This window comes from Burkholderia sp. 10_S31, assembly GCF_056930375.1.
Window position 1 is genome coordinate 253318 of sequence record NZ_JBXOWK010000003.1, and the last position, 21722, is coordinate 275039.

The 21722-nt window shown below is 65.6% G+C and carries 20 protein-coding genes and 1 tRNA gene; 10 read left to right on the forward strand and 11 right to left on the reverse strand.

Going from position 1 to position 21722, the window contains the following annotated elements:
- Positions 1-77: 77 nt before the first annotated feature.
- From coaE to AC1Z3W_RS21180, 7 genes are all read right to left on the reverse strand, one after another.
- On the reverse strand, positions 78-686 hold the full coding sequence (gene coaE, locus AC1Z3W_RS21150) for a dephospho-CoA kinase (protein WP_124834541.1): 609 nt from the start codon (positions 684-686) through the stop codon (positions 78-80).
- A gap of 84 nt (positions 687-770) precedes the next feature.
- Positions 771-1682 carry a prepilin peptidase gene (locus tag AC1Z3W_RS21155; RefSeq protein WP_124834542.1) on the reverse strand — a complete coding sequence of 304 codons (912 nt, stop codon included), beginning with the start codon at positions 1680-1682 and terminating at the stop codon, positions 771-773.
- A 45-nt stretch (positions 1683-1727) separates the two neighbouring features.
- Positions 1728-2942 (reverse strand): type II secretion system F family protein, encoded by a 1215-nt coding sequence (locus tag AC1Z3W_RS21160; protein WP_124834543.1) that lies wholly within the window; start codon positions 2940-2942, stop codon positions 1728-1730.
- Positions 2939-4216 carry a GspE/PulE family protein gene (locus AC1Z3W_RS21165; protein ID WP_124834544.1) on the reverse strand — a complete coding sequence of 426 codons (1278 nt, stop codon included), beginning with the start codon at positions 4214-4216 and terminating at the stop codon, positions 2939-2941. The genes AC1Z3W_RS21160 and AC1Z3W_RS21165 overlap by 4 nt, the downstream gene beginning before the upstream one ends.
- An 82-nt stretch (positions 4217-4298) precedes the next feature.
- The gene (locus AC1Z3W_RS21170) at positions 4299-5588 is read right to left on the reverse strand and encodes an HlyC/CorC family transporter (RefSeq protein ID WP_082664715.1); all 1290 of its coding nucleotides are present in this window, start codon (positions 5586-5588) and stop codon (positions 4299-4301) included.
- A gap of 150 nt (positions 5589-5738) precedes the next feature.
- Positions 5739-5815: transfer RNA gene (locus AC1Z3W_RS21175), tRNA-Pro, on the reverse strand.
- A gap of 148 nt (positions 5816-5963) precedes the next feature.
- The gene (locus AC1Z3W_RS21180; protein WP_006752232.1) at positions 5964-6959 is read right to left on the reverse strand and encodes a polyprenyl synthetase family protein; all 996 of its coding nucleotides are present in this window, start codon (positions 6957-6959) and stop codon (positions 5964-5966) included.
- Positions 6960-7169: 210 nt separating this feature from the next.
- Here AC1Z3W_RS21180 and rplU point away from each other — a divergent pair, with 210 nt between their 5' ends.
- The 4 genes from rplU to proB all read left to right on the forward strand — a co-directional run bounded on the left by rplU (position 7170) and on the right by proB (position 10276).
- Complete coding sequence (gene rplU / locus AC1Z3W_RS21185; RefSeq protein ID WP_006025184.1) at positions 7170-7481, forward strand: 50S ribosomal protein L21; 312 nt, start codon at positions 7170-7172, stop codon at positions 7479-7481.
- A 24-nt stretch (positions 7482-7505) separates the two neighbouring features.
- A complete protein-coding gene (rpmA, locus tag AC1Z3W_RS21190; RefSeq protein WP_006476999.1) occupies positions 7506-7769 on the forward strand; it encodes a 50S ribosomal protein L27 in 264 nt (87 codons plus the stop codon).
- A 186-nt stretch (positions 7770-7955) separates the two neighbouring features.
- Positions 7956-9068 (forward strand): Obg family GTPase CgtA, encoded by a 1113-nt coding sequence (gene cgtA, locus AC1Z3W_RS21195; RefSeq protein ID WP_057926841.1) that lies wholly within the window; start codon positions 7956-7958, stop codon positions 9066-9068.
- Positions 9069-9157: 89 nt separating this feature from the next.
- Positions 9158-10276, forward strand: coding sequence for a glutamate 5-kinase (proB, locus tag AC1Z3W_RS21200; RefSeq protein WP_057926840.1), 1119 nt, complete (start codon positions 9158-9160; stop codon positions 10274-10276).
- A 110-nt stretch (positions 10277-10386) separates the two neighbouring features.
- Here the strand turns inward: proB and AC1Z3W_RS21205 are convergent, their stop codons facing one another.
- Entirely contained in the window at positions 10387-10995 is a 609-nt protein-coding gene (locus AC1Z3W_RS21205; protein ID WP_057926839.1) for a CNP1-like family protein, read from the reverse strand.
- Positions 10996-11008: 13 nt separating this feature from the next.
- Positions 11009-11656 (reverse strand): RNA pyrophosphohydrolase, encoded by a 648-nt coding sequence (locus AC1Z3W_RS21210; protein ID WP_057926838.1) that lies wholly within the window; start codon positions 11654-11656, stop codon positions 11009-11011.
- Between the two features lie 218 nt (positions 11657-11874).
- Between AC1Z3W_RS21210 and AC1Z3W_RS21215 the strand changes: the two genes are divergently transcribed.
- Both AC1Z3W_RS21215 and AC1Z3W_RS21220 read left to right on the forward strand, forming a co-directional pair.
- Complete coding sequence (locus tag AC1Z3W_RS21215; RefSeq protein WP_124834545.1) at positions 11875-13611, forward strand: proline--tRNA ligase; 1737 nt, start codon at positions 11875-11877, stop codon at positions 13609-13611.
- Between the two features lie 21 nt (positions 13612-13632).
- Positions 13633-14235, forward strand: coding sequence for a MarC family protein (locus tag AC1Z3W_RS21220; protein ID WP_012363042.1), 603 nt, complete (start codon positions 13633-13635; stop codon positions 14233-14235).
- Between the two features lie 77 nt (positions 14236-14312).
- On the opposite strand, the gene AC1Z3W_RS21225 is transcribed toward AC1Z3W_RS21220, so the two are convergent.
- Both AC1Z3W_RS21225 and ffh read right to left on the reverse strand, forming a co-directional pair.
- A complete protein-coding gene (locus AC1Z3W_RS21225) occupies positions 14313-14864 on the reverse strand; it encodes a hypoxanthine-guanine phosphoribosyltransferase (protein WP_057926836.1) in 552 nt (183 codons plus the stop codon).
- 94 nt (positions 14865-14958) lie between these two features.
- A complete protein-coding gene (gene ffh, locus AC1Z3W_RS21230; RefSeq protein WP_124834546.1) occupies positions 14959-16326 on the reverse strand; it encodes a signal recognition particle protein in 1368 nt (455 codons plus the stop codon).
- A gap of 89 nt (positions 16327-16415) precedes the next feature.
- On the opposite strand from ffh, the gene AC1Z3W_RS21235 reads away from it, so the two are divergent.
- The 4 genes from AC1Z3W_RS21235 to AC1Z3W_RS21250 all read left to right on the forward strand — a co-directional run bounded on the left by AC1Z3W_RS21235 (position 16416) and on the right by AC1Z3W_RS21250 (position 21658).
- Entirely contained in the window at positions 16416-17309 is an 894-nt protein-coding gene (locus AC1Z3W_RS21235; protein WP_057926834.1) for a cytochrome C assembly family protein, read from the forward strand.
- A 13-nt stretch (positions 17310-17322) separates the two neighbouring features.
- A complete protein-coding gene (locus AC1Z3W_RS21240) occupies positions 17323-17625 on the forward strand; it encodes a PP0621 family protein (RefSeq protein ID WP_124834547.1) in 303 nt (100 codons plus the stop codon).
- Positions 17622-18212 (forward strand): 1,6-anhydro-N-acetylmuramyl-L-alanine amidase AmpD, encoded by a 591-nt coding sequence (gene ampD, locus AC1Z3W_RS21245; RefSeq protein ID WP_057926832.1) that lies wholly within the window; start codon positions 17622-17624, stop codon positions 18210-18212. Before AC1Z3W_RS21240 ends, ampD begins: the two co-directional genes overlap by 4 nt.
- Before the next feature lie 452 nt (positions 18213-18664).
- Complete coding sequence (locus tag AC1Z3W_RS21250) at positions 18665-21658, forward strand: ribonucleoside-diphosphate reductase subunit alpha (RefSeq protein WP_124834548.1); 2994 nt, start codon at positions 18665-18667, stop codon at positions 21656-21658.
- Positions 21659-21722 lie beyond the last annotated feature (64 nt).

Genomic DNA, 21722 nt, shown 5'->3' on the forward strand with positions numbered 1-21722 from the left:
ATGCAGGACATTCTAATGCTCACTCTCTACCCTAGCAACGCACCAATTTCGTACACCATCACGATCGCGCGCGGCGGTCAGTGCGCGGCGGCCGCAAATTCGAGATAGCGTTGGTGCAATGTATCGACCTGCGCGGCGAGTGCACCGGGTGTTGTCGCATCGTTGACGATCACGTCGTCGGCTGCCGCGAGACGCGCTTCACGCGTCGCCTGTCTTGCGATGATCGCTTCGACCTGTTCGCGCGTGAAATCATTGCGCCGCATCACACGTGCAATCTGCGTTTCGACCGGACAATCGACGACCAGCACGCGATCGCTTCGTGCCTTCCAGTTACCTGACTCCACGAGCAGCGGCACGACGAAGATCACGTACGGGCCCTGCGCTTCACGAGCCTCGCGATCGGTCTCCGCGCGGATCAGCGGATGCGTGATTGCTTCGAGGCGCCGGCGTGCGTCGTCGTCGCTGAAAATCAGTGCGCGCATCTTCGCGCGATCGAGCGAGCCGTCGGCCGCGACGAAGTCCGGTCCGAATGCGTGTTCGATCGCCGGCATCGCGAGACCGGCCGGTGCGGTGATACGGTGCGCGATCAGGTCGGTATCGACGAGCGATGCACCGCGTGCGGCGAACATATCGGCGACGGTCGTCTTGCCACTGCCGATGCCGCCGGTGAGTCCTATTGCAAACATGTGAGCCTCCGCCGGGTCGCCGCGGGGAAGCGAGTCGCTTCTCCACGACGCAGCGAACAAAGCGGACGCGGGCGGTGCGTCATGTCAGCCGCCGAGCGCCGAATAGAAAGGGGTACCGAAAAACAGCGTCGCGACGCCGCCTGCTGCGAGGAAAGGGCCGAACGGAATCGGCTCCTCGAAGCGCATGCGCCCGCGCCAGGTCGCGACGAGCCCGACGATCGCGCCCGTCACCGCGGCGAACAGCACGACCTGCGGCAGCGCGGCCCAGCCCATCCATGCGCCGAGCGCGGCGAGCAGCTTCAGGTCGCCGAAGCCGATGCCCTCGATGCCGCGCAGCCATTTGAACAGCCAGTAGATCGACCACAGGAACAGATAGCCAACCATCGCGCCGACCACGGCCGAGCGCAGCGACGTAAACGTGCTGCCGAGATTCAGTGCGAGCCCCGCCCACAGCAGCGGCAGCGTCATCGAATCGGGCAGGTAGCCGGTCCGGATATCGATCGCGCTCATCGCCAGCAGTGCGGTGCAAAGTCCGAACGCGGCGAGTGCGGCGGCGGTGGGGCCGAACGCGGCGAGCGACCCGGCGGCGAGCAGCGCACCGGCGAGCTCGACGAGCGGATAACGCATGCCGATCGCATGGCCGCACTGGCGGCAGTGCCCGCGCAACATCAGGTAGCTGACGAGCGGGATGTTCTCCCAAGCACGCAGCACGTGACCGCAGTGCGGACATGCGCTGCGCGGGCGCCACAGATCATAGTGCGGCGGATAGCCGTCGTCCGGCGCCGGGCTCGGGTTGCCGGTCGCTTCGGCGATTTCGGCCTGCCATGCGCGCTGCATCATCACCGGGATCCGGTGCACGACGACGTTGACGAAGCTGCCGACGCACAGACCGAGCGCGACGGCGAATGCATACTGCACCGCGGGCGGCAGCATCGCCAGCGCGAGCAACGTGCCTTCGGGCGAATCGAAAACGGTGGTCAGGGGCACGGGCGTCATGGGGCTCGGGTTCGGGCTTGAAAGGCGACAGAATCGGTTGCGATGCTACACCACGTTGCCCAGCTGAAGGATGGGCAGATACATCGCGATCACGAGGCCGCCGACGAGTGCGCCGAGCACGATCACGATCAGCGGCTCGCCGAGCGCGGCGAGCGCATCGAGGCGGGCGTCGAACTGACGCTCGCAGAGCGCGGCGATGTCGGCGAGCATCGTGTCGAGTGAGCCGGTTTCCTCGGCGACGGCGATCGGTTGCACGACGTCGTCCGGGAAGCAGCCCGCAGCGTGCATCGCATCGGCAAGACGTGCGCCGCGCAACACGCGCGTCGCGATCTGCACGGTGGCCTGTTCGAACACCGGGTGGCCCGCAGTGCGTTCGAGCGTGGCGAATGCATCGGCGAGCGGTACGCCGGCACCGAGCAGCGTGGCAAGCGAGCGGCACCAGCGCGCGGTCGCGAACCGCGTGAGCGCGCTGCCGACAAGCGGTGCGTTCAGCACGTGCCGCGCGACCGTATAGTTCAGCGATGGCGAGCGCCGCAGCGTGTGGCGTGCGGCGAGTCCCGCCACTGCGGCGCCGGCGACGAACGTTCCGCCCCAGGCCGATGTCGCGGAAGAAAGGGCAAGCAGCGCGCGGGTCGGTGCCGGCAGTGTCGCGCCGAAGCCGTCGAAGATTTGCTGGAACGTCGGCACGACCCATACCATTAGCGCGGCCGAGATCGCGAGCGCGAACACGATGACGGCGACCGGATAGGCGAGCGCGGCACGCAGCTTGCGCCATTGCGCGTCGGCGCGTTCACGGTGCTCCGCGACGCGGGTCAGCACGGTGTCGAGTGCGCCCGATGCTTCGCCTACCTCGATCAGTTGGCGATACAGCATGCCGAACTGCGCCGGATAGCGCGCAAGCGCGGTGGCGAAGCGCTGCCCGCCGACGATCTCGCGTGCGAGGCCTGCGGCGATGCGCGGCAGCCCGCCGCGCGTGCGGGTGCGGGCGAGCATCTCGAGCGATGGTGCAAGCGGCAGTCCGGCCTGCAGCAGGCTCGCGAGCTGGCGCGTGAAGCGCGTGACCTCCCGTGCGCCGACCGCAGGTGGCCGGGCTGTGCCGCGGATGTCAAGCGACAGCACTACGACGCCGTCGCGCGCGAGCGCGGCACGTGCGGCGGCTGCGTCGAATGCGATGACGTTCCCGCGGCACGGCGTGCCGTCGCGACGACGGCCGCGCCACGCGAAGCGGGTTTCGGGCGGCGGCATATGCATCGCGATCATGCGTCAGGCGTCGCGGACAGCGCTTCCGCGACGCTCGTCGTGCCGTCGCGAACGTGCGCGAGTGCCGCGTCGCGCAGACTGCGCACGCCTTCGTCCGCCGCGCATTGCGCCAGCGCAACGACGCTTGCGCGCGCGACGATGCGTTCGGCCATCTCGGACGAAACCGGCATGGTCTGGTGCAGGCCGATCCGGCCTCGATAGCCAATACCGTGACAGACGGCACAGCCGCGCGCGACGAACGGGCGCCATCCGGATGCCAGCGCTGCCGGATCGCAGCCCGCATCGCGTAGCGCGCGCGCCGGCGCGTCCGAGCGTACACGGCAGGTGACGCACAGACGCCGCACGAGACGTTGCGCGGTGACAAGGCGCAGCGCGGCTGCCAGGTTGTACGGCGCGACGCCGATGTCGAGCAGTCGCGCGACGGCTGCCGGCGCGTCGTTCGTGTGCAGCGTCGACAGCACGAGGTGCCCGGTCTGCGCGGCCTTGATCGCGACGTCGGCTGTCTCCGCATCGCGGATCTCGCCGACCATGATGACGTCCGGGTCCTGCCGCAGCAGCGCGCGCAGCGCAGTGGCGAAGGTGAGCCCGGCCTTCTCCGCCACGCCGACCTGGTTGATGCCGTCGAGCTGAATCTCGGCAGGATCCTCGACCGTGCATACGTTGTGCGCGTTGCGATCCAGCATCTGCAGCGCGCAGTAGAGCGACAGCGTCTTGCCGCTGCCAGTGGGGCCGGTGACGAGCACGAGACCGTGCGGCGCGCGTATTGCGGCCTCCATCGCCGCGGCCTGCCGCGCGTCGAAGCCGAGGCGCGTGAGCGTGAGATCGGGCGGCAGCGTTTCGAGGCGGCGCAGCACGAGCTTCTCGCCGAACAGCGTGGGCAGCGAGCTGACCCGGTAGTCGCCTCGCAGGCCGCCGTCGACCGCGATGCGCAGCCGGCCGTCCTGCGGAAGCCGGCGCTCGGCGATGTCCATGCGGGCGAGCACCTTGATTCGTGTCACGAGCGCGTCGCGCAGATGAGCAGGTGGCCGCGCGTGTTCATGCAGGACGCCGTCGATGCGCAGGCGGATGCGCCAGCCCGCTTCGAACGGCTCGACGTGGATGTCGGACGCATCGCGCACGCGGGCGGCGTGAAGCGTGTCGGTCAGCAGCCGTACGGCGGGCGAGTCGTCGAGTTGCGTCGCATCGAGCGAACGGGGTGTTTCAGCGGGCGATGCGTCGGTAGCGACGGGCGGCCGCTGCGTGCGCAGCGGCGCTCCGGGAGATGGGAAGTGCATGTGAGCCGGCGCTCGGCCGCCTGTTGATCGTGACCGGCAAATGGTCGCGTATCGCGAGTGGCGCCGACAGTCGGCCGTTCGGCTAGCGCGTTGTGGCGCGTGAGCGTGTGCTGCGTGGCTTGAAGAGCTTGACGGTACGCACGGCCTGGTCGTCGCTGCGCATGACCTCGAGCATCACGTCGCGGATTTTCAGGCACACGTCGCCTTCGGGAATTTCCTCGAGGATCTCGAGGATCAGGCCGTTCAGCGTCTTCGGTCCGTCGGTCGGCAGCTGCAGGTGCAGCCAGCGGTTCAGTTCGCGCAGCGGCGTGCTGGCGGCGACGATGCATTCACCGTTCTCGTCCCAGCCGCCCGTACGCTCGCCGCGCGGCATCGACGTCGTGAATTCGCCGATCAGCTCCTCGATGATGTCCTCGGGCGTGACGAGCCCCTCGAGTTCGCCGTACTCGTTGACGACGAGCGCCGTGCGCTGCCGGCTTTCCTGGAAATACTGGAGCTGCTGGACGACCGGCGTGCCCGATGGCACGTAGTACGGTTCGGCGAGCAGCACGCGCAACGTTTCGCGATCGAAATCCTGGTTGTGCAGCGCGGTGAGCGTCTTGCGGACGTGCAGCACGCCGAGCACCTTGTCGATGTCGCCTTCGTAGACGACCAGGCGGTTGTGATAGCAGGTCTCGAGCTGATGCAGGACGTCGTCGAGCGGCGCGTAGAAGTTGAGCGACTCGATCTGCCGGCGCGGCACCATCACGTCGTCGACCGTGATGTTCTCGAGGTCGAACAGGTTGAGCAGGATGCTGCGGTGCTTGGTCGGCATGAAACTGCTCGACTCGAGCACGATCGCGCGCAGTTCGTCGGCCGACATCCGTTGGTCGCGGCCCTTCTTCGTATTGATGCGCAGCGCCCAGAGCACGCCGTTCGCGAGCGCGTTGACGAACCAGACGACCGGCTTGAACACGCGCATCAGTGGCGCGATCACGAGACTCGCGGGCAGCGCGATGCGCTCGGGAAAGGTCGCGCCGACGATCTTCGGCGCGATTTCCGCGAACACGATGATCAGGAACGCGACGATGCCGGTTGCGATCGACAGTGCGAGGTTGTTACGGCCGAACGTGTGCAGTGCGAGCGACGTCGTCAGGACCGGGATGATCGTGTTGAACAGGTTGTTGCCGATCAGGATCACGCTGAGCAGCAGGTCGGTGCGCGTGAGGAGACCCTGCGTGGTTTTCGCGCCGAGCACGCCCTGGCCGGCGAGATGCTTCAGCCGATGGCGGTTGAGCGCCATCATCGCGGTCTCGGAAATGGAAAAGAAGCTGGAGCAGAGGAGAAGCAGGAAGACGGCGCCGATTTGCGCCCATAAGGGAATTTGGTCCACGCGTCAGAAGGGGCAGTGAAGGACAGGGATGAAGGGAATATAGCAGAGGCCGACGGCCGGGATGTGTCGTGCGTGGCACGAGGGTTCGTGAGACCGGGCGAAAAGAAGGCAAAAAAAAACCGTGCACACGGTGCACGGTTTTTTCAAATCTGGTCGGGGTGAGAGGATTCGAACCTCCGGCCTCTACGTCCCGAACGTAGCGCTCTACCAGGCTAAGCTACACCCCGATTTTTTGCTCTTCCAACTTCGCTTTCTTCGTGAAGATCGCTGCGTCGTCTCAAGCAAGAATGTAACTATAACGATGTTTTTTCGAAAAGGGAATACCTTGATGAAAAAATTTTTGGGGCAAGGTATCGCCTCTCGTTCGCGACGCGTTTACGACTGTCGCGACGTCGAGTACGAGCACAACGCGAGCAGGCTTTCCTTGTAGATCGAATCCGGGAACGCGGTGATCGCGGCAGCAGCGGCCTGTGCTTCCTGGCGTGCACATTCGAGCGTATGGTCGAGTGCGCCCGAACGCGTGATCGCGTCGAAAATCGTATCGAAGCGATCGGTGCCGCCTTGTTCGATCGCCTCGCGTGCGAGTGCCGACTGTTCAGGCGTGCCGCGTTCGATCAGATAGATGAGGGGCAGCGTCGGCTTGCCTTCGCGCAGGTCGTCGCCGGCGTTCTTGCCCATTGCTTCGGCCGTGCCCGCGTAGTCGAGCCAGTCGTCCATGATCTGGAACGCGGTGCCGATCCGGCGGCCGTATTCGGCCGCCGCGGCTTCGGTCGGCGCATCGGCGCCGGCGAGCACCGCGCCCAGGCGCGCCGATGCTTCGAACAGTTTCGCCGTCTTGTAGCGGATCACCTGCATGTAGCGCGTCTCGTCGACGTCCGCGTCGTGCATGTTCAGAAGCTGCAGCACTTCACCTTCGGAAATGATCGTCGTCGCTTCCGACAGGATTTCCATCACGCGCATCTTGCCGACGCCGACCATCATCTCGAACGAGCGCGAATAGAGGTAGTCGCCTACCAGCACGCTCGCTGCGTTGCCGAACAGCGCGTTGGCCGTCTGGCGGCCGCGCCGCAGTTCGGACTCGTCGACGACGTCGTCATGCAGCAGCGTGGCGGTGTGGATGAACTCGACGACGGCGGCCAGCACGTGCCGCTGGTGCGACGTCTCGCCGAGGGCGCCGGCGACGAGCAGCAGCAGGGCCGGACGCAGCCGCTTGCCGCCCGCGCCGATGATGTACTCGGCGATCTGGTTGATCAGCAGCACGTCGGACGCGAGGCTTTGCCGGATAACGCGATTCACCTGCTCCATGTCGCTGGTGATCGGAGCGAGCAGGTGGGCGGCGCTGAGGGTGGGGGAGGCGGTGGACGACGACATGATGATCGAAATGGGTGATGCGGCGGATTATAAGTCGAATCCGCGATATCCCGGTCTGTCGGACGTGCCTGCACGGTGATTTTGGCCGTCCGGCCGAGGCTCGCGCGCGGCAATCGCGGATCGGCTTTGACTTGGGTGCTAACCCCATGTATAATCACGTGTTTTCCGCGCGTGGTGTGCGGAAAAATTGGATCCAGAGTGAGGTTCTCAATGTACGCGGTCATAAAAACCGGCGGCAAGCAGTACAAGGTTGCCGTTGGCGAAAAACTCAAAGTAGAACAGATACCGGCTGACATTGACGCTGAAATCACGCTCGACCAGGTTCTCGCAGTGGGCGAAGGCGAATCGATTAAGTTCGGTACGCCGCTGGTCAGTGGGGCTTCCGTCAAGGCCACCGTTGTGTCGCACGGTCGTCATGCCAAGGTCACCATCTTCAAGATGCGTCGCCGGAAGCACTACCAAAAGCACGGCGGCCACCGCCAGAACTACACTGAGCTGCGCATCGACGCGATCAACGCGTAAGCGCCTCGGTAAAGGAGCAATCAGATGGCACACAAAAAGGCAGGCGGCTCTTCCCGGAACGGCCGCGACTCCGAGTCGAAACGTCTCGGCGTGAAAGTGTACGGCGGCCAGGCGATCAACGCTGGCGGCATCATCGTGCGTCAGCGCGGTACGCGCATGCACGCTGGCGAGAACGTCGGCATGGGCAAGGATCACACCCTGTTCGCGCTGGTCGACGGTCACGTCAAGTTCGCGACCAAGGGCGCGGACAAGAAGCATCTGGTCATCGTCGTCCCGGCGGCTGCCTAAGTTCAGGCACCCACGGGCTTCGTAGCCGAAAGGCCCCGCAGTCTTCGCGGGGCCTTTTTTTATTTGGCCGCCGCGCGCATGTGCGCGCCGGCGGCTGTCGCGAACGGCGGGCAATCGGCCGAACGGCAGATTGTTCAAGCGTGCCGGCGCGCGGCACAATAGCGGAAATACTGGTCGGAGTGACGAATGAAGTTCATTGACGAAGCACGAATCGAAGTCATCGCCGGCGACGGAGGCGATGGCAGCGCGTCGATGCGCCGCGAGAAGTTCGTTCCGTTTGGCGGGCCGGACGGCGGCGACGGCGGCCGGGGCGGCAACGTCTACGCGATCGCCGACCGCAACATCAACACGCTGATCGACTACCGTTACGCGAAGAAGCACCTGGCGCGCAACGGCGAAAACGGTCGCGGCTCGGATTGCTACGGCAAGGGCGGTGACGACGTCACGCTGCGCATGCCGGTCGGCACGGTCGTGACCGATATGGACACGGGCGAGCTGATCGCCGACCTGACCGAGCACGACCAGCAGGTGATGCTTGCGAAGGGTGGCGCCGGTGGTCTCGGCAACCTGCATTTCAAGTCGAGCACGAACCGCGCGCCGCGCCAGAAGACCGACGGCAAGCCCGGCGAACGGCGCATGCTGAGGCTTGAGCTGAAGGTGCTCGCCGACGTCGGCCTGCTCGGCATGCCGAACGCCGGCAAATCGACCTTCATCTCGTCGGTGTCGAACGCGAAGCCGAAGATCGCCGATTATCCGTTCACGACGCTCGCGCCGAACCTCGGCGTCGTGCGGGTCGGCCCGAGCAAGAGCTTCGTGATCGCCGACATCCCGGGGCTGATCGAGGGCGCAGCCGAAGGCGCGGGCCTCGGCCACCAGTTCCTGCGGCACCTGCAGCGCACCGGCGTGCTGCTGCATCTCGTCGATTTGGCCCCGTTCGACGAAAGCGTCGATCCGGTTGCGGAAGCGAAGGCGATCGTCGGCGAATTGCGCAAGTACGACGAGGCGCTCTATGAGAAGCCGCGCTGGCTCGTCCTCAACAAGCTCGACATGGTGCCGGAAGACGAGCGCGAGGCACGCGTCGCCGATTTCCTCGATCGTTTCGGCTGGGACGGCCCGGTGTTCGAGATTTCGGCGCTCACGGGCCAGGGCTGCGAAGCGCTGTGCTACGCGATCTACGATTACCTCGCCGAGCATTCGGACGCGCATCGCGCGGCGGAAGAGGAAGATCTGGCCGCGGACGTGCGGTTCCGCGATGCGCCGGCCGCCGATGGCGGCGCGACGCCCGGCGACGACGCCTGAGCGGGCCGAAATGCACCGGGCGTCGCGCCCGGTGCCGGAATTTAATCGCGCCCGGCCGGGCAGGCATCAGATACAGGAGACAGCGCACGATGCGTTCGATCATCGCGGATTCGAAGCGATTGGTGGTGAAGGTGGGCTCGAGCCTCGTGACCAACGACGGCAAGGGGCTCGATCATGCTGCAATCGGCCGCTGGGCGGCCCAGATCGCCGCGCTGCGCGCGCAGGGCAAGGAAGTGGTGCTCGTCAGTTCGGGCGCGATTGCCGAAGGGATGCAGCGGCTCGGCTGGAGCAAGCGTCCGCGCGAGATCGACGAGCTGCAGGCCGCCGCCGCGGTTGGCCAGATGGGGCTTGCGCAAGTCTATGAAAGCCGCTTTACCGAGCACGACATCCGCACCGCGCAGATCCTGCTCACGCATGCCGACCTTGCGGATCGCGAACGCTACCTGAACGCGCGCTCGACGCTGCTCACGCTACTGCGGCTCGGCGTCGTGCCGATCATCAACGAGAACGACACGGTTGTCACCGACGAAATCAAGTTCGGCGACAACGACACGCTCGGCGCGCTCGTCGCGAACCTGATCGAAGGCGATGCGCTGATCATCCTGACCGACCAGCCGGGGCTGTTCACCGCCGATCCGCGCAAGGATCCGAACGCGACGCTCGTCGCGGAAGCCAGTGCGGGGGCATCGGAGCTCGAGGCGATGGCGGGCGGCGCAGGCTCGAGCCTCGGCCGCGGCGGGATGCTGACGAAGATTCTCGCGGCGAAGCGTGCGGCGCACAGTGGCGCGAACACCGTGATCGCGAGTGGCCGCGAAGCCGACGTGCTGGTGCGGCTGGCGGCGGGCGAGGCGATCGGCACGCAGCTGATCGCGCGCACCGCGCGGATGGCCGCGCGCAAGCAATGGATGGCCGATCACCTGCAGGTTCGCGGGCACGTCGTGATCGATGCGGGTGCAGTCGAGAAGCTGACGGCCGGCGGCAAGAGCCTGCTGCCGATCGGCGTGATCGGCGTGCAGGGTGCGTTCGCGCGCGGCGAGGTGATCGCATGTGTCGGCCCCGACGGGCGTGAAGTGGCGCGCGGCCTCACGAACTACAGCAGTGCGGAAACGAAGCTGATTCACCGCAAGCCGAGCGGCGAGATCGAGACGGTGCTCGGCTATATGCTGGAGCCGGAGCTGATTCACCGCGACAACCTCGTGCTCGTATAACCGTTCGGCCAGACGTCGCGAGACAACAAAAAGCCCGCATTGCGCGGGCTTTTTGTTGTCTCGACTGGTGCGGGGCAGGGCCGGCCAGGCGGCCGGCCTGCGTTGCGCCGTCAGCGCAACTGGTTCATCGCGGTGCGATGGAATCGGATGTTCTCCAGGATCTGCTGGGTCGTGCCCTGCGGCATCTTGTTGGAGCAGAAGTAGTCCTGGTACAGCGCCGAGTGGTATGCATTGAGTTCGCCGTTCTCGATGCGACGCCAGTCGTTCTCGACCGTGCGGTCCCAGCCGTCGTGATCCGAATTCAGGCCTGCATACTGACGCCATTCGTAGGTGTCGCAGCGGATGCCTTCGTAATTCACGTTGCGCGCGCCGGCCGGGCTCGTGATGACGACTGCATAGCGCACGACGCCGTCGGTGCCGACCGCGAGCGATTTCGCATCGATGGAGAACTTGAGCGGCGTGTTTTGCGACACGTTGAACGGCAGCAGATCGCCGGCCTGCGGCAGCGGCGGCAGCGTGTCGACCGCGTTTTCCTTCCAGTTGCCTTGACGGTCCAGCAGATACACGAACGTGCTGTCATCCTTGTTGGTCGGCGCCTTCGAATTCGCGCAGCCGGCCAGCGTGGCCGCCGCGACGATCGAGGCGAGCGCGAGAGCAATCGCTTTCAATATGCATTCCTCGTAAAAAAAGGGCGCGACATCAAGGTCGCGCCCGGTCATGCAGTCCGACTTGTCATTTGCCGACGATCACGCGGGGCGGCATCTCGTCGAGCGTGCTCGCCTCCACTTCGATCTCCGAACACACTACCGTTGTGTCGACAATCGTCAGCGTCTGCTGGACTTGCGCACCGATGACGCGCGGATAGCGCGACGGACGCGGCCCACGCGGCTTGTCGGCTCGCTGCGCCGGGCGGCGCAGGAAGCGCGACAGTTCCGTCAGCGCCAACTGATAGACATCCCGCTTGAACTCGATCACCGCATCGAGCGGCACCCAGTACTCGTTCCAGCGCCACGCATCGAACTCCGGGTGGTCGGTCGCGCGCAAGCAAATGTCGCAATCGCGTCCGACCATCCGCAGCAGGAACCAGATCTGCTTCTGGCCGCGGTAATGGCCGCGTACTTCGCGTTTGATGAACTTGTCAGGCACCTCGTAACGCAACCAGTCGCGAGTGCGGCCGATTATCTTGACGTGTTCAGGGTGCAGGCCCGTTTCCTCGTGCAGCTCCCGGTACATCGCCTGCATGGGGGTCTCGCCGTACTTGATCCCACCTTGAGGAAACTGCCAGGAATGCTCGCGGAGCCGCTTGCCCCAAAACACCTCGTTGCGCGCGTTCAAGAGGATGATGCCGACGTTCGGGCGAAAGCCTTCACGATCCAGCATACAACCACCTTCGAATCCTTTAAAATTGCTTTGATTATAAACAGATAACGGGCGCTGCGCACCGTGACGGAGCGAATCCGCGCGGGGTACACCGGCTGAATTGTCCCTGATTTGTCTGCTAAGTCATCTGCGCCATCGTCGTTCGTCGCGCGCAGCTTTTTCACCTTGAAACTTTTTCGGGCGCCCCGCTTGGGGGCGCCGTATTTGGAACCGTCCGCATGAAAGCTTCCCGTTTCTTTATCGGCACCCTCAAAGAGGCACCGGCCGACGCAGAGATCGTCAGCCACAAGCTGATGGTGCGCGCCGGCATGATCCGTCGTGTCGCCGGCGGCATCTATAACTACCTGCCGGTCGGCCTGCGTTCGATTCGCAAGGTCGAGGCGATCGTGCGCGAGGAAATGAACCGGGCAGGCGCCATCGAGCTGCTGATGCCGGCCGTGCAGCCGGCGGAGCTGTGGCAGGAGTCGGGCCGCTGGGAACAGTACGGCCCCGAGCTGCTGCGCTTCAAGGACCGCAAGGACAACGACTTCGTGATCGGGCCGACGCACGAGGAAGTCGTCACCGATATCGCGCGCAACCAGATCAAGAGCTACCGGCAGATGCCGGTGAACTTCTACCAGATCCAGACGAAGTTCCGCGACGAGATCCGCCCGCGCTTCGGCGTGATGCGCGGCCGCGAATTCATCATGAAGGACGCGTATTCGTTCGACAAGGATGCGGCCGGCCTGAACGAGTCGTACCGCAAGATGTATGACGCGTACGTGCGCATCTTCACGCGCCTCGGCCTCGAGTTCCGTGCGGTCGCGGCCGACAGCGGCTCGATCGGCGGCAACTTCTCGCACGAGTTCCACGTGATCGCCGATACCGGCGAGGACGCGATCGCCTACTGCCCGACGTCCGACTTTGCGGCGAACATCGAAGCGGCCGAAGCGCTGCCGCTGATTGCCGAGCGCGCTGCGCCGGCCGAAGCGATGGAGAAGGTCGCGACACCCGGCAAGGCGAAGTGCGAAGCGGTCGCCGAACTGCTGGCGATCCCGCTCGAGCGCACGATCAAGTCGATCGTGCTCGCCACCGAGAACGAAGGCGCCGAGCCGACCATCTGGCTCGTGATGCTGCGCGGCGACCACGACCTGAACGAGATCAAGGTCTCGAAGCTGCCGGGGCTGAAGAACCACCGGTTCGCGACCGAGCAGGAAATCGTCGAATGGTTCGGCACGCCGCCGGGCTATCTCGGCCCGGTCGGCACGAAGAAGCCGGTGAAGGTGATCGCCGATCGCACGGTCGCGAACATGAGCGATTTCGTCGTCGGCGCGAACGAGGTCGACTATCACATCGCGGGCGTGAACTGGGGCCGCGACCTGCCGGAGCCGGAAGTCGCCGACGTGCGCAACGTGAAGAAGGGCGATCCGTCGCCGGACGGCAAGGGCGCGATCGACATCTGCCGCGGCATCGAAGTCGGCCACGTGTTCCAGCTTGGCACCAAGTATTCGGAAGCGTTGGGTGCGACGTTCCTCGATGAGTCGGGCAAGCCGCAGCCGATGCTGATGGGTTGCTACGGCGTCGGCGTCACGCGCATTCTCGGCGCGGCGATTGAACAGAACTTCGACGACAAGGGCATCATCTGGCCCGAGTCGATCGCACCGTTCGAGGTCGTGCTGTGCCCGATGGGCTACGATCGCAGCGACATGGTTCGCGAGGCCGCCGACAAGCTGTATGCGGAACTGACGGCCGCCGGCATCGACGTGATCCTCGACGATCGCGGCGAGCGCCCGGGGGTGATGTTCGCCGACTGGGAACTGATCGGCGTGCCGCATCGCCTGGTGATCGGCGAGCGCGGCCTGAAGGAAGGCAAGATCGAGTACCAGGGCCGCCGCGATGCCGAGGCGACGCTGCTGCCGGCCGACGCGGCCGCGGCGACGGTGACGGAGAAGATCCGCGCCGCGCTCGCGCACTAAGCGCCGCGACCGGGGGACACGGTGGAATACACCTTCCTGTCGGCCACCGTGCTCCTCGTGCTGATCACGGATCCGCTCGGCAACATCCCGCTGTTCATCACGGCGATGCGGGACGTGCCGCGCGAGCGGCGCGTGAAGCTGATCCTGCGTGAAGTGGGGATCGCGTTCGTGATCCTGCTGTTCTTCATGGTGGTCGGCGATCGCTTCCTGCGGATGATGAGCCTCACCGATCTGTCGTTGCGGCTCGGTGGCGGTATCGTGCTGTTCTTGATCGCGCTGCGGATGATCTTCCCGCATCCCGACGGCGCGCTCGGCAGCGATCCGCGCGCGGGTGGCGAGCCGTTCATCGTGCCGCTCGCGATTCCGGCGCTCGCCGGGCCGTCGGCGCTCGCGACGGTGATGCTGCTGACGTCGCAGGCGCCGGGCAAGATGTTCGAGTGGGTCGGTGCGCTGACGGTCACGATGATCGTCTGCGCGATCACGCTGGTGCTGGCCGAACGGATCCAGCAGTGGCTCGGCGAGCGGACCGTCGCGGCGTTCGAGCGGTTGATGGGCCTCGTGCTCGTCGCGATCTCGGTCGAGATGCTGCTGGCCGGCATTCGGGCGTTCGTGCACCAGCTGTAGCACGGGCGGCGCAGTCGACGAAAAAAAGCGGCGCTCCGGGAAACCGGAGCGCCGCTTTTTCTTATGGCGGGCGGGGGTCAGACGTTCGCGGTCAGCGCGCGGATCGTCGGCAGGTTGCGCCAGTAGCCCTTTGCGTCCATCCCGCAGCCGAACACGTAGCGGTCCGGCACCGCGAAGCCGCAGAAGTCGGGATGCAGCGGTTTCGCCTTCGTGAGCGTCTTCTCGCACAGCACGGCGGACATGAAGCGCTTCGCGCCCATGTCGAGGATGCGGTCGCGGATCGCGGCCATCGTCTCGCCTTCGTCGAGGATGTCGTCGAGCACGAGCACGATCCGGTCCTTCACCGATTCGCGCGGCGCGACGCGCCAGTGCATCTCCGGGCTGCCCTGCGTCGTGTTGCGATAGCGGGTCAGGTGGATGTAGTCGAATTCCAGCGGGAAATCGAGATGCGGTAGCAGCATCCCGGTAAACACCGCGGCGCCGCCCATCACCGAGAGAACGAGCGGGAACGCATCGCCGATCTCGGCGCGGATCGCGTCGGCCATCCTGGAGATCGACGCGTTGACGGCATCTGCCGAGACGATCTCTTCGGAGTGGTCGAAAATGTGGAGGGCTTCTTCGCGGTTCATGTGTTCTGGCGAGCAGTCGGTATACAAATAAGGATGAAGCAGAACGGCAGGCGCGCGCTACGGCAAAAACCCGCGCGCCGGCCGACGGGCGGAATCAGCGCATGCCGGGCATCATGCCCTTCAGGCCACGCATCATCTTCTGCATGTTGCCGCCCTTCAGTTTCTTCATCATCGTACGCATCTGGTCGTACTGGTTCAGCATCCGGTTGACTTCCTGTACCGGCACGCCCGCACCGGCTGCAATGCGGCGCTTGCGCGTCGCCTTGATGATTTCGGGTTTCGCGCGCTCGGCGGGCGTCATCGAGCTGATGATCCCTTCCATCCGGCGGATCTGCTTCTCGGCCTGACCCATGTCGGCGCCGGCCGCGGCCTGCTGGAACTGCGCGGGCAGCTTGTCCATCAGCGACGACAGGCCGCCCATGTTCTTCATCTGCGAGATCTGCGCGCGGAAATCGTTCAGGTCGAAGTCGCCGCCTTTCTTGACCTTGTCGGCAAGCTTCTGCGCGGCCTGCACGTCGACGCCGCGCTGCGCTTCCTCGACGAGCGCGAGGATGTCGCCCATGCCGAGGATCCGGTTCGCCATCCGGTCAGGGTGGAACACCTCAAGGCCGTCGAGCTTTTCGGCGACGCCGACGAACTTGATCGGCTTGCCCGTGACGTGTCGCACCGACAACGCGGCACCGCCGCGCGAATCGCCGTCGAGCTTGGTCAGCACGACGCCGGTCAGCGGCAGTGTGTCGTTGAATGCCTTCGCGGTATTGACCGCGTCCTGGCCGAGCATCGCGTCGACGACGAACAGCGTTTCGGCCGGCTTCAGCGTGCCGTGCAGCGCGGCGATTTCCTGCATCATCACCTCGTCGATGCCGAGGCGGCCGGCCGTGTCGACGATCAGCACGTCATGGTAGTGGCGCTTCGCCCAGTCGACGGCGGCGACCGCGATGTCGACGGGCTTCTGGTCCGGCGTCGACGGGAAGAAGTCGGCGCCGACCTGTTCGGTCACCGTTTTCAACTGCATGATCGCGGCCGGGCGATACACGTCGCACGACACCGTCAGCACCTTCTTCTTGTACTTCTCGCGCAGCAGCTTCGCGAGCTTGCCGACGGTCGTGGTCTTGCCGGCGCCCTGCAGGCCGGCCATCAGGATCACGGCAGGCGGGGTGACCGCAAGGTTCAGCTCGGCGGCCTTGCCTTCGTAGTCGCCGCCGATCACGGCGGTCAGTTCCTTCTGGACCACGCCGACGAGCGCCTGACCCGGCGACAGGCTGCTGATCACTTCCTCGCCGAGCGCCTTTTCCTTGACCTTGGCGATGAATTCGCGGACGACGGGCAGTGCGACGTCGGCCTCCAGCAGCGCGAGACGCACCTCGCGGAGCATCTCCTGGGTGTTCGCCTCGGTAAGCCGGGCCTCGCCGCGCAGCGTCTTGACGACGCGCGCCATCCGTTGAGTGAGATTGTCGAGCATGGGGAGCGATGGACAGTGGGGCCCGAAGGCGCAACGGAACCGAACAAAGGGAGCCGTCGCGGGGAGGGGGCCTAGTGTAAACTTCGAACATGGATATTGTACTGTATGCCCTCACCGCATTCCTGTACGGCGGCCTTGCCGTCGCAGGCTGGCGCACGCACCGCCAGGGCGCGACGCCGCTCGTCGCGAGCGTGCCGGCCGTGCCGGTTCCGGCGTCCGCCGCGTCGGGGATGAGCTCGGCCGGCCGCGCGCTGCTGTTCGCGGCGCTCGTCGCGCACGGCGTGCTGCTGCACATGACGATCTTCCCGCACGACGCGATGATCTTCGGGTTCGCGTTCGCGCTGTCCGCGATGTTCTGGCTCGGCGCCGGCATCTACTGGATCGAGAGCTTCTTCTTCCCGCTCGACAGCCTGCGCCTGCTCGTGCTGCCGCTTGCGTGCGGCGCGTCGCTGCTGCCGCTCGTGTTCGGTGGCGTGCGGGTGCTGCCTTATGCCGCAGCACCGCTGTTCAAGATGCACTTCCTGATCGCGAACATCGCATACGGCCTCTTTGCGATCGCCGCGCTGCACGCAGTCCTGATGCTGATGGTCGAGCGGCGCCTGCAATCGCTGAGAAGCGGCGGGCGCGACGGTTCGACCGGCTGGATCGCGAGCTGGCTCGAAACGCTGCCGCCGCTGCTCACGCTCGAGAAGCTGCTGTTCCGCCTGATCGGCGCCGGCTTCGTGCTGCTCACGCTGACGCTCGCGTCGGGGATCCTGTTCAGCGAGCAGGTCGATGCACGCGCGCTGCGGCTCGATCACAAGACCGTGTTCGCGGTGCTGTCGTGGCTGATGTTCGGCGGCCTGCTGGTGGCCCGCAAGACGTCGGGCTGGCGCGGGCGCGGCGCCGCGCGCTGGGTGCTCGTGTCGTTTGCCGCGCTGCTGTTCGCGTATGTCGGCAGCCGGTTCGTTTTCGAGGTGCTGCTGCACCGCTCCGTGGTTTGAACGCAGGTTTCCGATGCGACAGATTCTTCTCCTGATTCTTCTTTTCTTCGCGGGTTCGTGGCTCGCGCGCAAGCTGCGCCAGGCCCAGGAGCATGCGCAGGCGCGCACCGGCCGCGGTGGCGGCTACGACGGCGGTGCCGGTACGGCACGCCCGAACGGCGACGCGCGCTCGCTGCCCGAGCCGATGGTGCGCTGCGCCGAATGCGGTGTGCATGCGCCGAAGGGCGACGCCGTCGCAGTGGGCGGCGAATACTTCTGCAGCACTGAGCACGCGCAGCGCCACGGCGCACGCGCGAGCGGCCACGACGCCCGATGAGCGACGCAGCGCTGCTGTCGGTCGATGCACGCGGCTGGGTGCGCGAAGCGCGTCATGCACCGTCGCCGAATTTCGAGGCGCGACCTGCCGGCGCGGTGCCGACGCTCGTCGTCGTCCACAACATCAGCTTGCCGCCCGGCGAGTTTGGCGGCGACGCGATCGAATCGCTGTTCCTGAACCGTCTCGATTGCGATGCGCACCCCTATTACCAGAGCCACCTGCGCGGCGTGCGCGTGTCCGCGCACTTCCTGATCCGCCGCGACGGCGAACTCGTGCAGTTCGTGTCGTGCGACGAGCGCGCGTGGCATGCGGGCGCGTCCGAGTTCTTCGGCCGGACACGCTGCAACGACTTCTCGATCGGCATCGAGCTCGAAGGCGCGGACGATGTGCCGTTCGACGACGCGCAGTATGCGATGCTCGCCGCGCTCTCCCGCGCGCTCGCCGCACGCTATCCGGTCGACGCATTTGCTGGGCACTCGGACGTCGCGCCGGGCCGCAAGACCGACCCGGGCCCGCACTTCGATTGGCAACGCTTCGCGAGCGATGCCGGTTTTTCCGCCGAATACTTTCCGTTCCGTCAGCACTGATCGCGGGGTTTTTTGACCGGGGAAAGTTTTTTCTCCGACCAATGCCTTGTCGTGTCTGCGCGTGAGCGATGTCAAGACCTCCATCGCAAATTAACCGTTTGGACGTCCTCCGAATGTCCACTATACTTGGTGCCAGTTGAGCGGTTCTGTACTAGATATAGTGTGTGTCGCAGGGGAAACCCGAGCGGCACCGGCCGGCGGGCAACGCCGGCGGACAGGGTTCTCAGGGCGGCGCGCCAGGCCGGGCGGTCCGGGCGTCGCGATCAAGCGCAGCGAACTTCGACGGGGCAGGGGACACATGACGAAGCACACGACCGGATCGGTTGTCGCGCATCGACCGAACCGGCTTCCCCGACGCATCGCTCGCCTCTTACCGCTCGCGCACCTTATTGCGCAGCGTTCGTTTTAATCCGCGGTTCTCTCCGCACCATCCAACACCAGGAGCTTTGCACATGCAAACCACCGACAACGCGACGTCCCAGTACGAGAGCGCCTCGAGCCGTCCGCTCGGCGGGACCGAACAGGGCGCGCAGGCGCTCGCGCCGCAGGCCACGTTCGCCGACTACAAGGTGATCCGACGCAACGGCAGCGTGGTGTCGTTCGAGCCTTCGAAGATCGCGATTGCGGTGACCAAGGCTTTCCTGGCCGTCAACGGCGGGCAGGGCGCGGCATCGGCGCGCGTACGCGAACTCGTCGAGCAACTGACGCACAACGTCGTTCGCGCGCTCGTGCGCAGCCGTCCGAACGGCGGTACGTTCCATATCGAAGACATTCAGGACCAGGTCGAACTCGCGCTGATGCGCGGCGGCGAGCACAACGTCGCGCGCGCGTACGTGCTGTATCGCGAGAAGCGCCACCTCGAGCGCCAGCATGCGGGCGAGGAAGCAGCGGCAGCGGGCGGCGAGGCGAGCACCGGCATCAACGTCGTCGACAACGGCGTCACGCGCCCGCTCGACATGAACGCGCTGCGTGCGCTGATCGTGTCGGCATGCGACGGCCTCGGCGCTGCGGTTAACCCTGACCCGATCGTCGCGGAAACGGTGAAGAACCTGTACGACGGCGTGCCGATGAGCCAGGTCTACGACTCGGCGATCCTCGCTGCGCGCACGATGATCGAAAAGGATCCGGCGTACAGCCAGGTCACGGCCCGCATCCTGCTGCACACGATCCGCCGCGAGATCCTCGGCGAGGAAGTGGTCCAGGCCGAGATGTCGACCCGCTACGCGGAATACTTCCCGCAGTTCCTGAAGCGCGGCGTCGACGCCGGCCTGCTCGACGACAAGCTGCTGCAGTTCGACCTGAAGCGTCTCGGCGACGCGCTCGACGCGAATCGCGACCTGCAGTTCGGCTACCTCGGCCTGCAGACGCTGTACGACCGCTACTTCCTGCACGTCGACGGTTCCCGCATCGAAATGCCGCAGGCATTCTTCATGCGCGTCGCGATGGGCCTGTCGCTGAACGAGATCGACCGCGAAACGCGCGCGATCGAGTTCTACAACGTGCTGTCGAGCTTCGACTTCATGAGCTCGACGCCGACGCTGTTCAACTCGGGCACCCATCGCTCGCAGCTGTCGTCGTGCTACCTGACGACGGTCGCGGACGACCTCGACGGCATCTATGAAGCGCTGAAGGAAAACGCGCTGCTGTCGAAGTTCGCCGGCGGTCTCGGCAACGACTGGACGCGCGTGCGTGCGCTCGGCTCGCATATCAAGGGCACGAACGGCAAGTCGCAAGGCGTGGTCCCGTTCCTGAAGGTGGTCAACGACACGGCCGTCGCGGTCAACCAGGGCGGCAAGCGCAAGGGCGCGGTGTGCGCGTACCTCGAATCGTGGCACCTCGACATCGAGGAATTCCTCGAGCTGCGCAAGAACACCGGCGACGATCGCCGCCGTACGCACGACATGAACACGGCGAACTGGATTCCCGACCTGTTCATGAAGCGCGTGATGGAAGGCGCCGACTGGACGCTGTTCTCGCCGTCGACCTGCCCGGACCTGCACGACAAGTTCGGCGCGGAGTTCGAAGCGGCTTACACGGCTTACGAAGACAAGGTCGCGCGCGGCGAGATCAAGCTGTTCAAGAAGATCCCGGCGCAGCAGCTCTGGCGCAAGATGCTCGGCATGCTGTTCGAAACGGGCCACCCGTGGATCACGTTCAAGGATCCGTGCAACGTGCGCTCGCCGCAGCAGCACGTCGGCGTCGTCCACTCGTCGAACCTGTGCACGGAAATCACGCTGAACACGAGCGACACCGAAATCGCGGTGTGCAACCTGGGCTCGGTGAACCTCGTCGCCCACCTGGTGAAGCAGGCCGACGGCAGCTACGCGCTCGACCACGACAAGCTGAAGCGCACGATCAGCGTCGCGATGCGCATGCTCGACAACGTGATCGACATCAACTACTACGCGGTGCCGAAGGCGCGTAACTCGAACCTGAAGCACCGCCCGGTCGGCATGGGCATCATGGGCTTCCAGGACTGCCTGCACCTGCTGCGCACGCCGTACGCGTCGGAAGCGGCGGTCGAGTTCGCCGACCGTTCGATGGAAGCGGTCTGCTACTACGCGTACTACGCGTCGACCGAGCTGGCCGAGGAACGCGGCCGCTACTCGAGCTACCGCGGCTCGCTGTGGGATCGCGGCATCCTCCCGCAGGACACGCTGAAGCTGCTGACGGAAGCGCGCGGCGGCTACGTCGAAGTCGACACGTCGGCGTCGCTCGACTGGACGACGCTGCGTTCGCGGATCGCCTCGCACGGCATGCGCAACTCGAACTGCGTCGCGATCGCGCCGACGGCGACGATCTCGAACATCATCGGCGTGTCGGCGTGCATCGAGCCGACCTTCCAGAACCTGTACGTGAAGTCGAACCTGTCGGGCGAATTCACGGTGGTCAACGAGTACCTCGTTCGCGACCTGAAGGAGCGCGGCCTGTGGGACGAAGTGATGGTGGCCGACCTGAAGTACTTCGACGGCATGCTGTCGCGCATCGACCGCATCCCGGCCGACCTGCGCGCGATCTACGCGACCGCGTTCGAGGTCGACCCGACGTGGCTGGTCGAAGCGGCATCGCGTCGCCAGAAGTGGATCGACCAGGCGCAGTCGCTGAACATCTACATGGGCGGCGCGTCGGGCAAGAAGCTCGACGAGGTCTACAAGCTCGCATGGCTGCGCGGTCTGAAGACGACCTACTACCTGCGCACGATGGCGGCGACGCACGTCGAGAAGTCGACGGTCGCACATGGCGCGCTGAACGCAGTGCCGACGAGCGGTGGCTCGAGCAGCGGCGGCGCGCAAGGCGCGGCAGGCGGCTTCGGTGCGGCAGGCGGTGATGCATCGTCGGGCGCGGTCAATGCGGCACCGGCGCTGGCGCCGGTCGAAGCAGACGGTCCGGTGTGCACGATGCGTCCGGGCGATCCGGGCTTCGACGAGTGCGAAGCCTGCCAGTAACACGGCGCGCATGACCTGAAGAAGGTTCGGGCGGCGTGCACGACAACCGATCGAGGTTGAAGTG

Coding starts and splice junctions, on each gene's coding strand:
- coaE (WP_124834541.1), bottom strand. CDS start 686: ATGTTTGCAATAGGACTCACCGGCGGCATCGGCAGTGGCAAGACGACC.
- AC1Z3W_RS21155 (WP_124834542.1), bottom strand. CDS start 1,682: ATGACGCCCGTGCCCCTGACCACCGTTTTCGATTCGCCCGAAGGCACG.
- AC1Z3W_RS21160 (WP_124834543.1), bottom strand. CDS start 2,942: ATGATCGCGATGCATATGCCGCCGCCCGAAACCCGCTTCGCGTGGCGC.
- AC1Z3W_RS21165 (WP_124834544.1), bottom strand. CDS start 4,216: ATGCACTTCCCATCTCCCGGAGCGCCGCTGCGCACGCAGCGGCCGCCC.
- AC1Z3W_RS21180 (WP_006752232.1), bottom strand. CDS start 6,959: ATGTCGTCGTCCACCGCCTCCCCCACCCTCAGCGCCGCCCACCTGCTC.
- rplU (WP_006025184.1), top strand. CDS start 7,170: ATGTACGCGGTCATAAAAACCGGCGGCAAGCAGTACAAGGTTGCCGTT.
- rpmA (WP_006476999.1), top strand. CDS start 7,506: ATGGCACACAAAAAGGCAGGCGGCTCTTCCCGGAACGGCCGCGACTCC.
- cgtA (WP_057926841.1), top strand. CDS start 7,956: ATGAAGTTCATTGACGAAGCACGAATCGAAGTCATCGCCGGCGACGGA.
- proB (WP_057926840.1), top strand. CDS start 9,158: ATGCGTTCGATCATCGCGGATTCGAAGCGATTGGTGGTGAAGGTGGGC.
- AC1Z3W_RS21205 (WP_057926839.1), bottom strand. CDS start 10,995: ATGACCGGGCGCGACCTTGATGTCGCGCCCTTTTTTTACGAGGAATGC.
- AC1Z3W_RS21210 (WP_057926838.1), bottom strand. CDS start 11,656: ATGCTGGATCGTGAAGGCTTTCGCCCGAACGTCGGCATCATCCTCTTG.
- AC1Z3W_RS21215 (WP_124834545.1), top strand. CDS start 11,875: ATGAAAGCTTCCCGTTTCTTTATCGGCACCCTCAAAGAGGCACCGGCC.
- AC1Z3W_RS21225 (WP_057926836.1), bottom strand. CDS start 14,864: ATGAACCGCGAAGAAGCCCTCCACATTTTCGACCACTCCGAAGAGATC.
- ffh (WP_124834546.1), bottom strand. CDS start 16,326: ATGCTCGACAATCTCACTCAACGGATGGCGCGCGTCGTCAAGACGCTG.
- AC1Z3W_RS21235 (WP_057926834.1), top strand. CDS start 16,416: ATGGATATTGTACTGTATGCCCTCACCGCATTCCTGTACGGCGGCCTT.
- AC1Z3W_RS21240 (WP_124834547.1), top strand. CDS start 17,323: ATGCGACAGATTCTTCTCCTGATTCTTCTTTTCTTCGCGGGTTCGTGG.
- ampD (WP_057926832.1), top strand. CDS start 17,622: ATGAGCGACGCAGCGCTGCTGTCGGTCGATGCACGCGGCTGGGTGCGC.
- AC1Z3W_RS21250 (WP_124834548.1), top strand. CDS start 18,665: ATGCAAACCACCGACAACGCGACGTCCCAGTACGAGAGCGCCTCGAGC.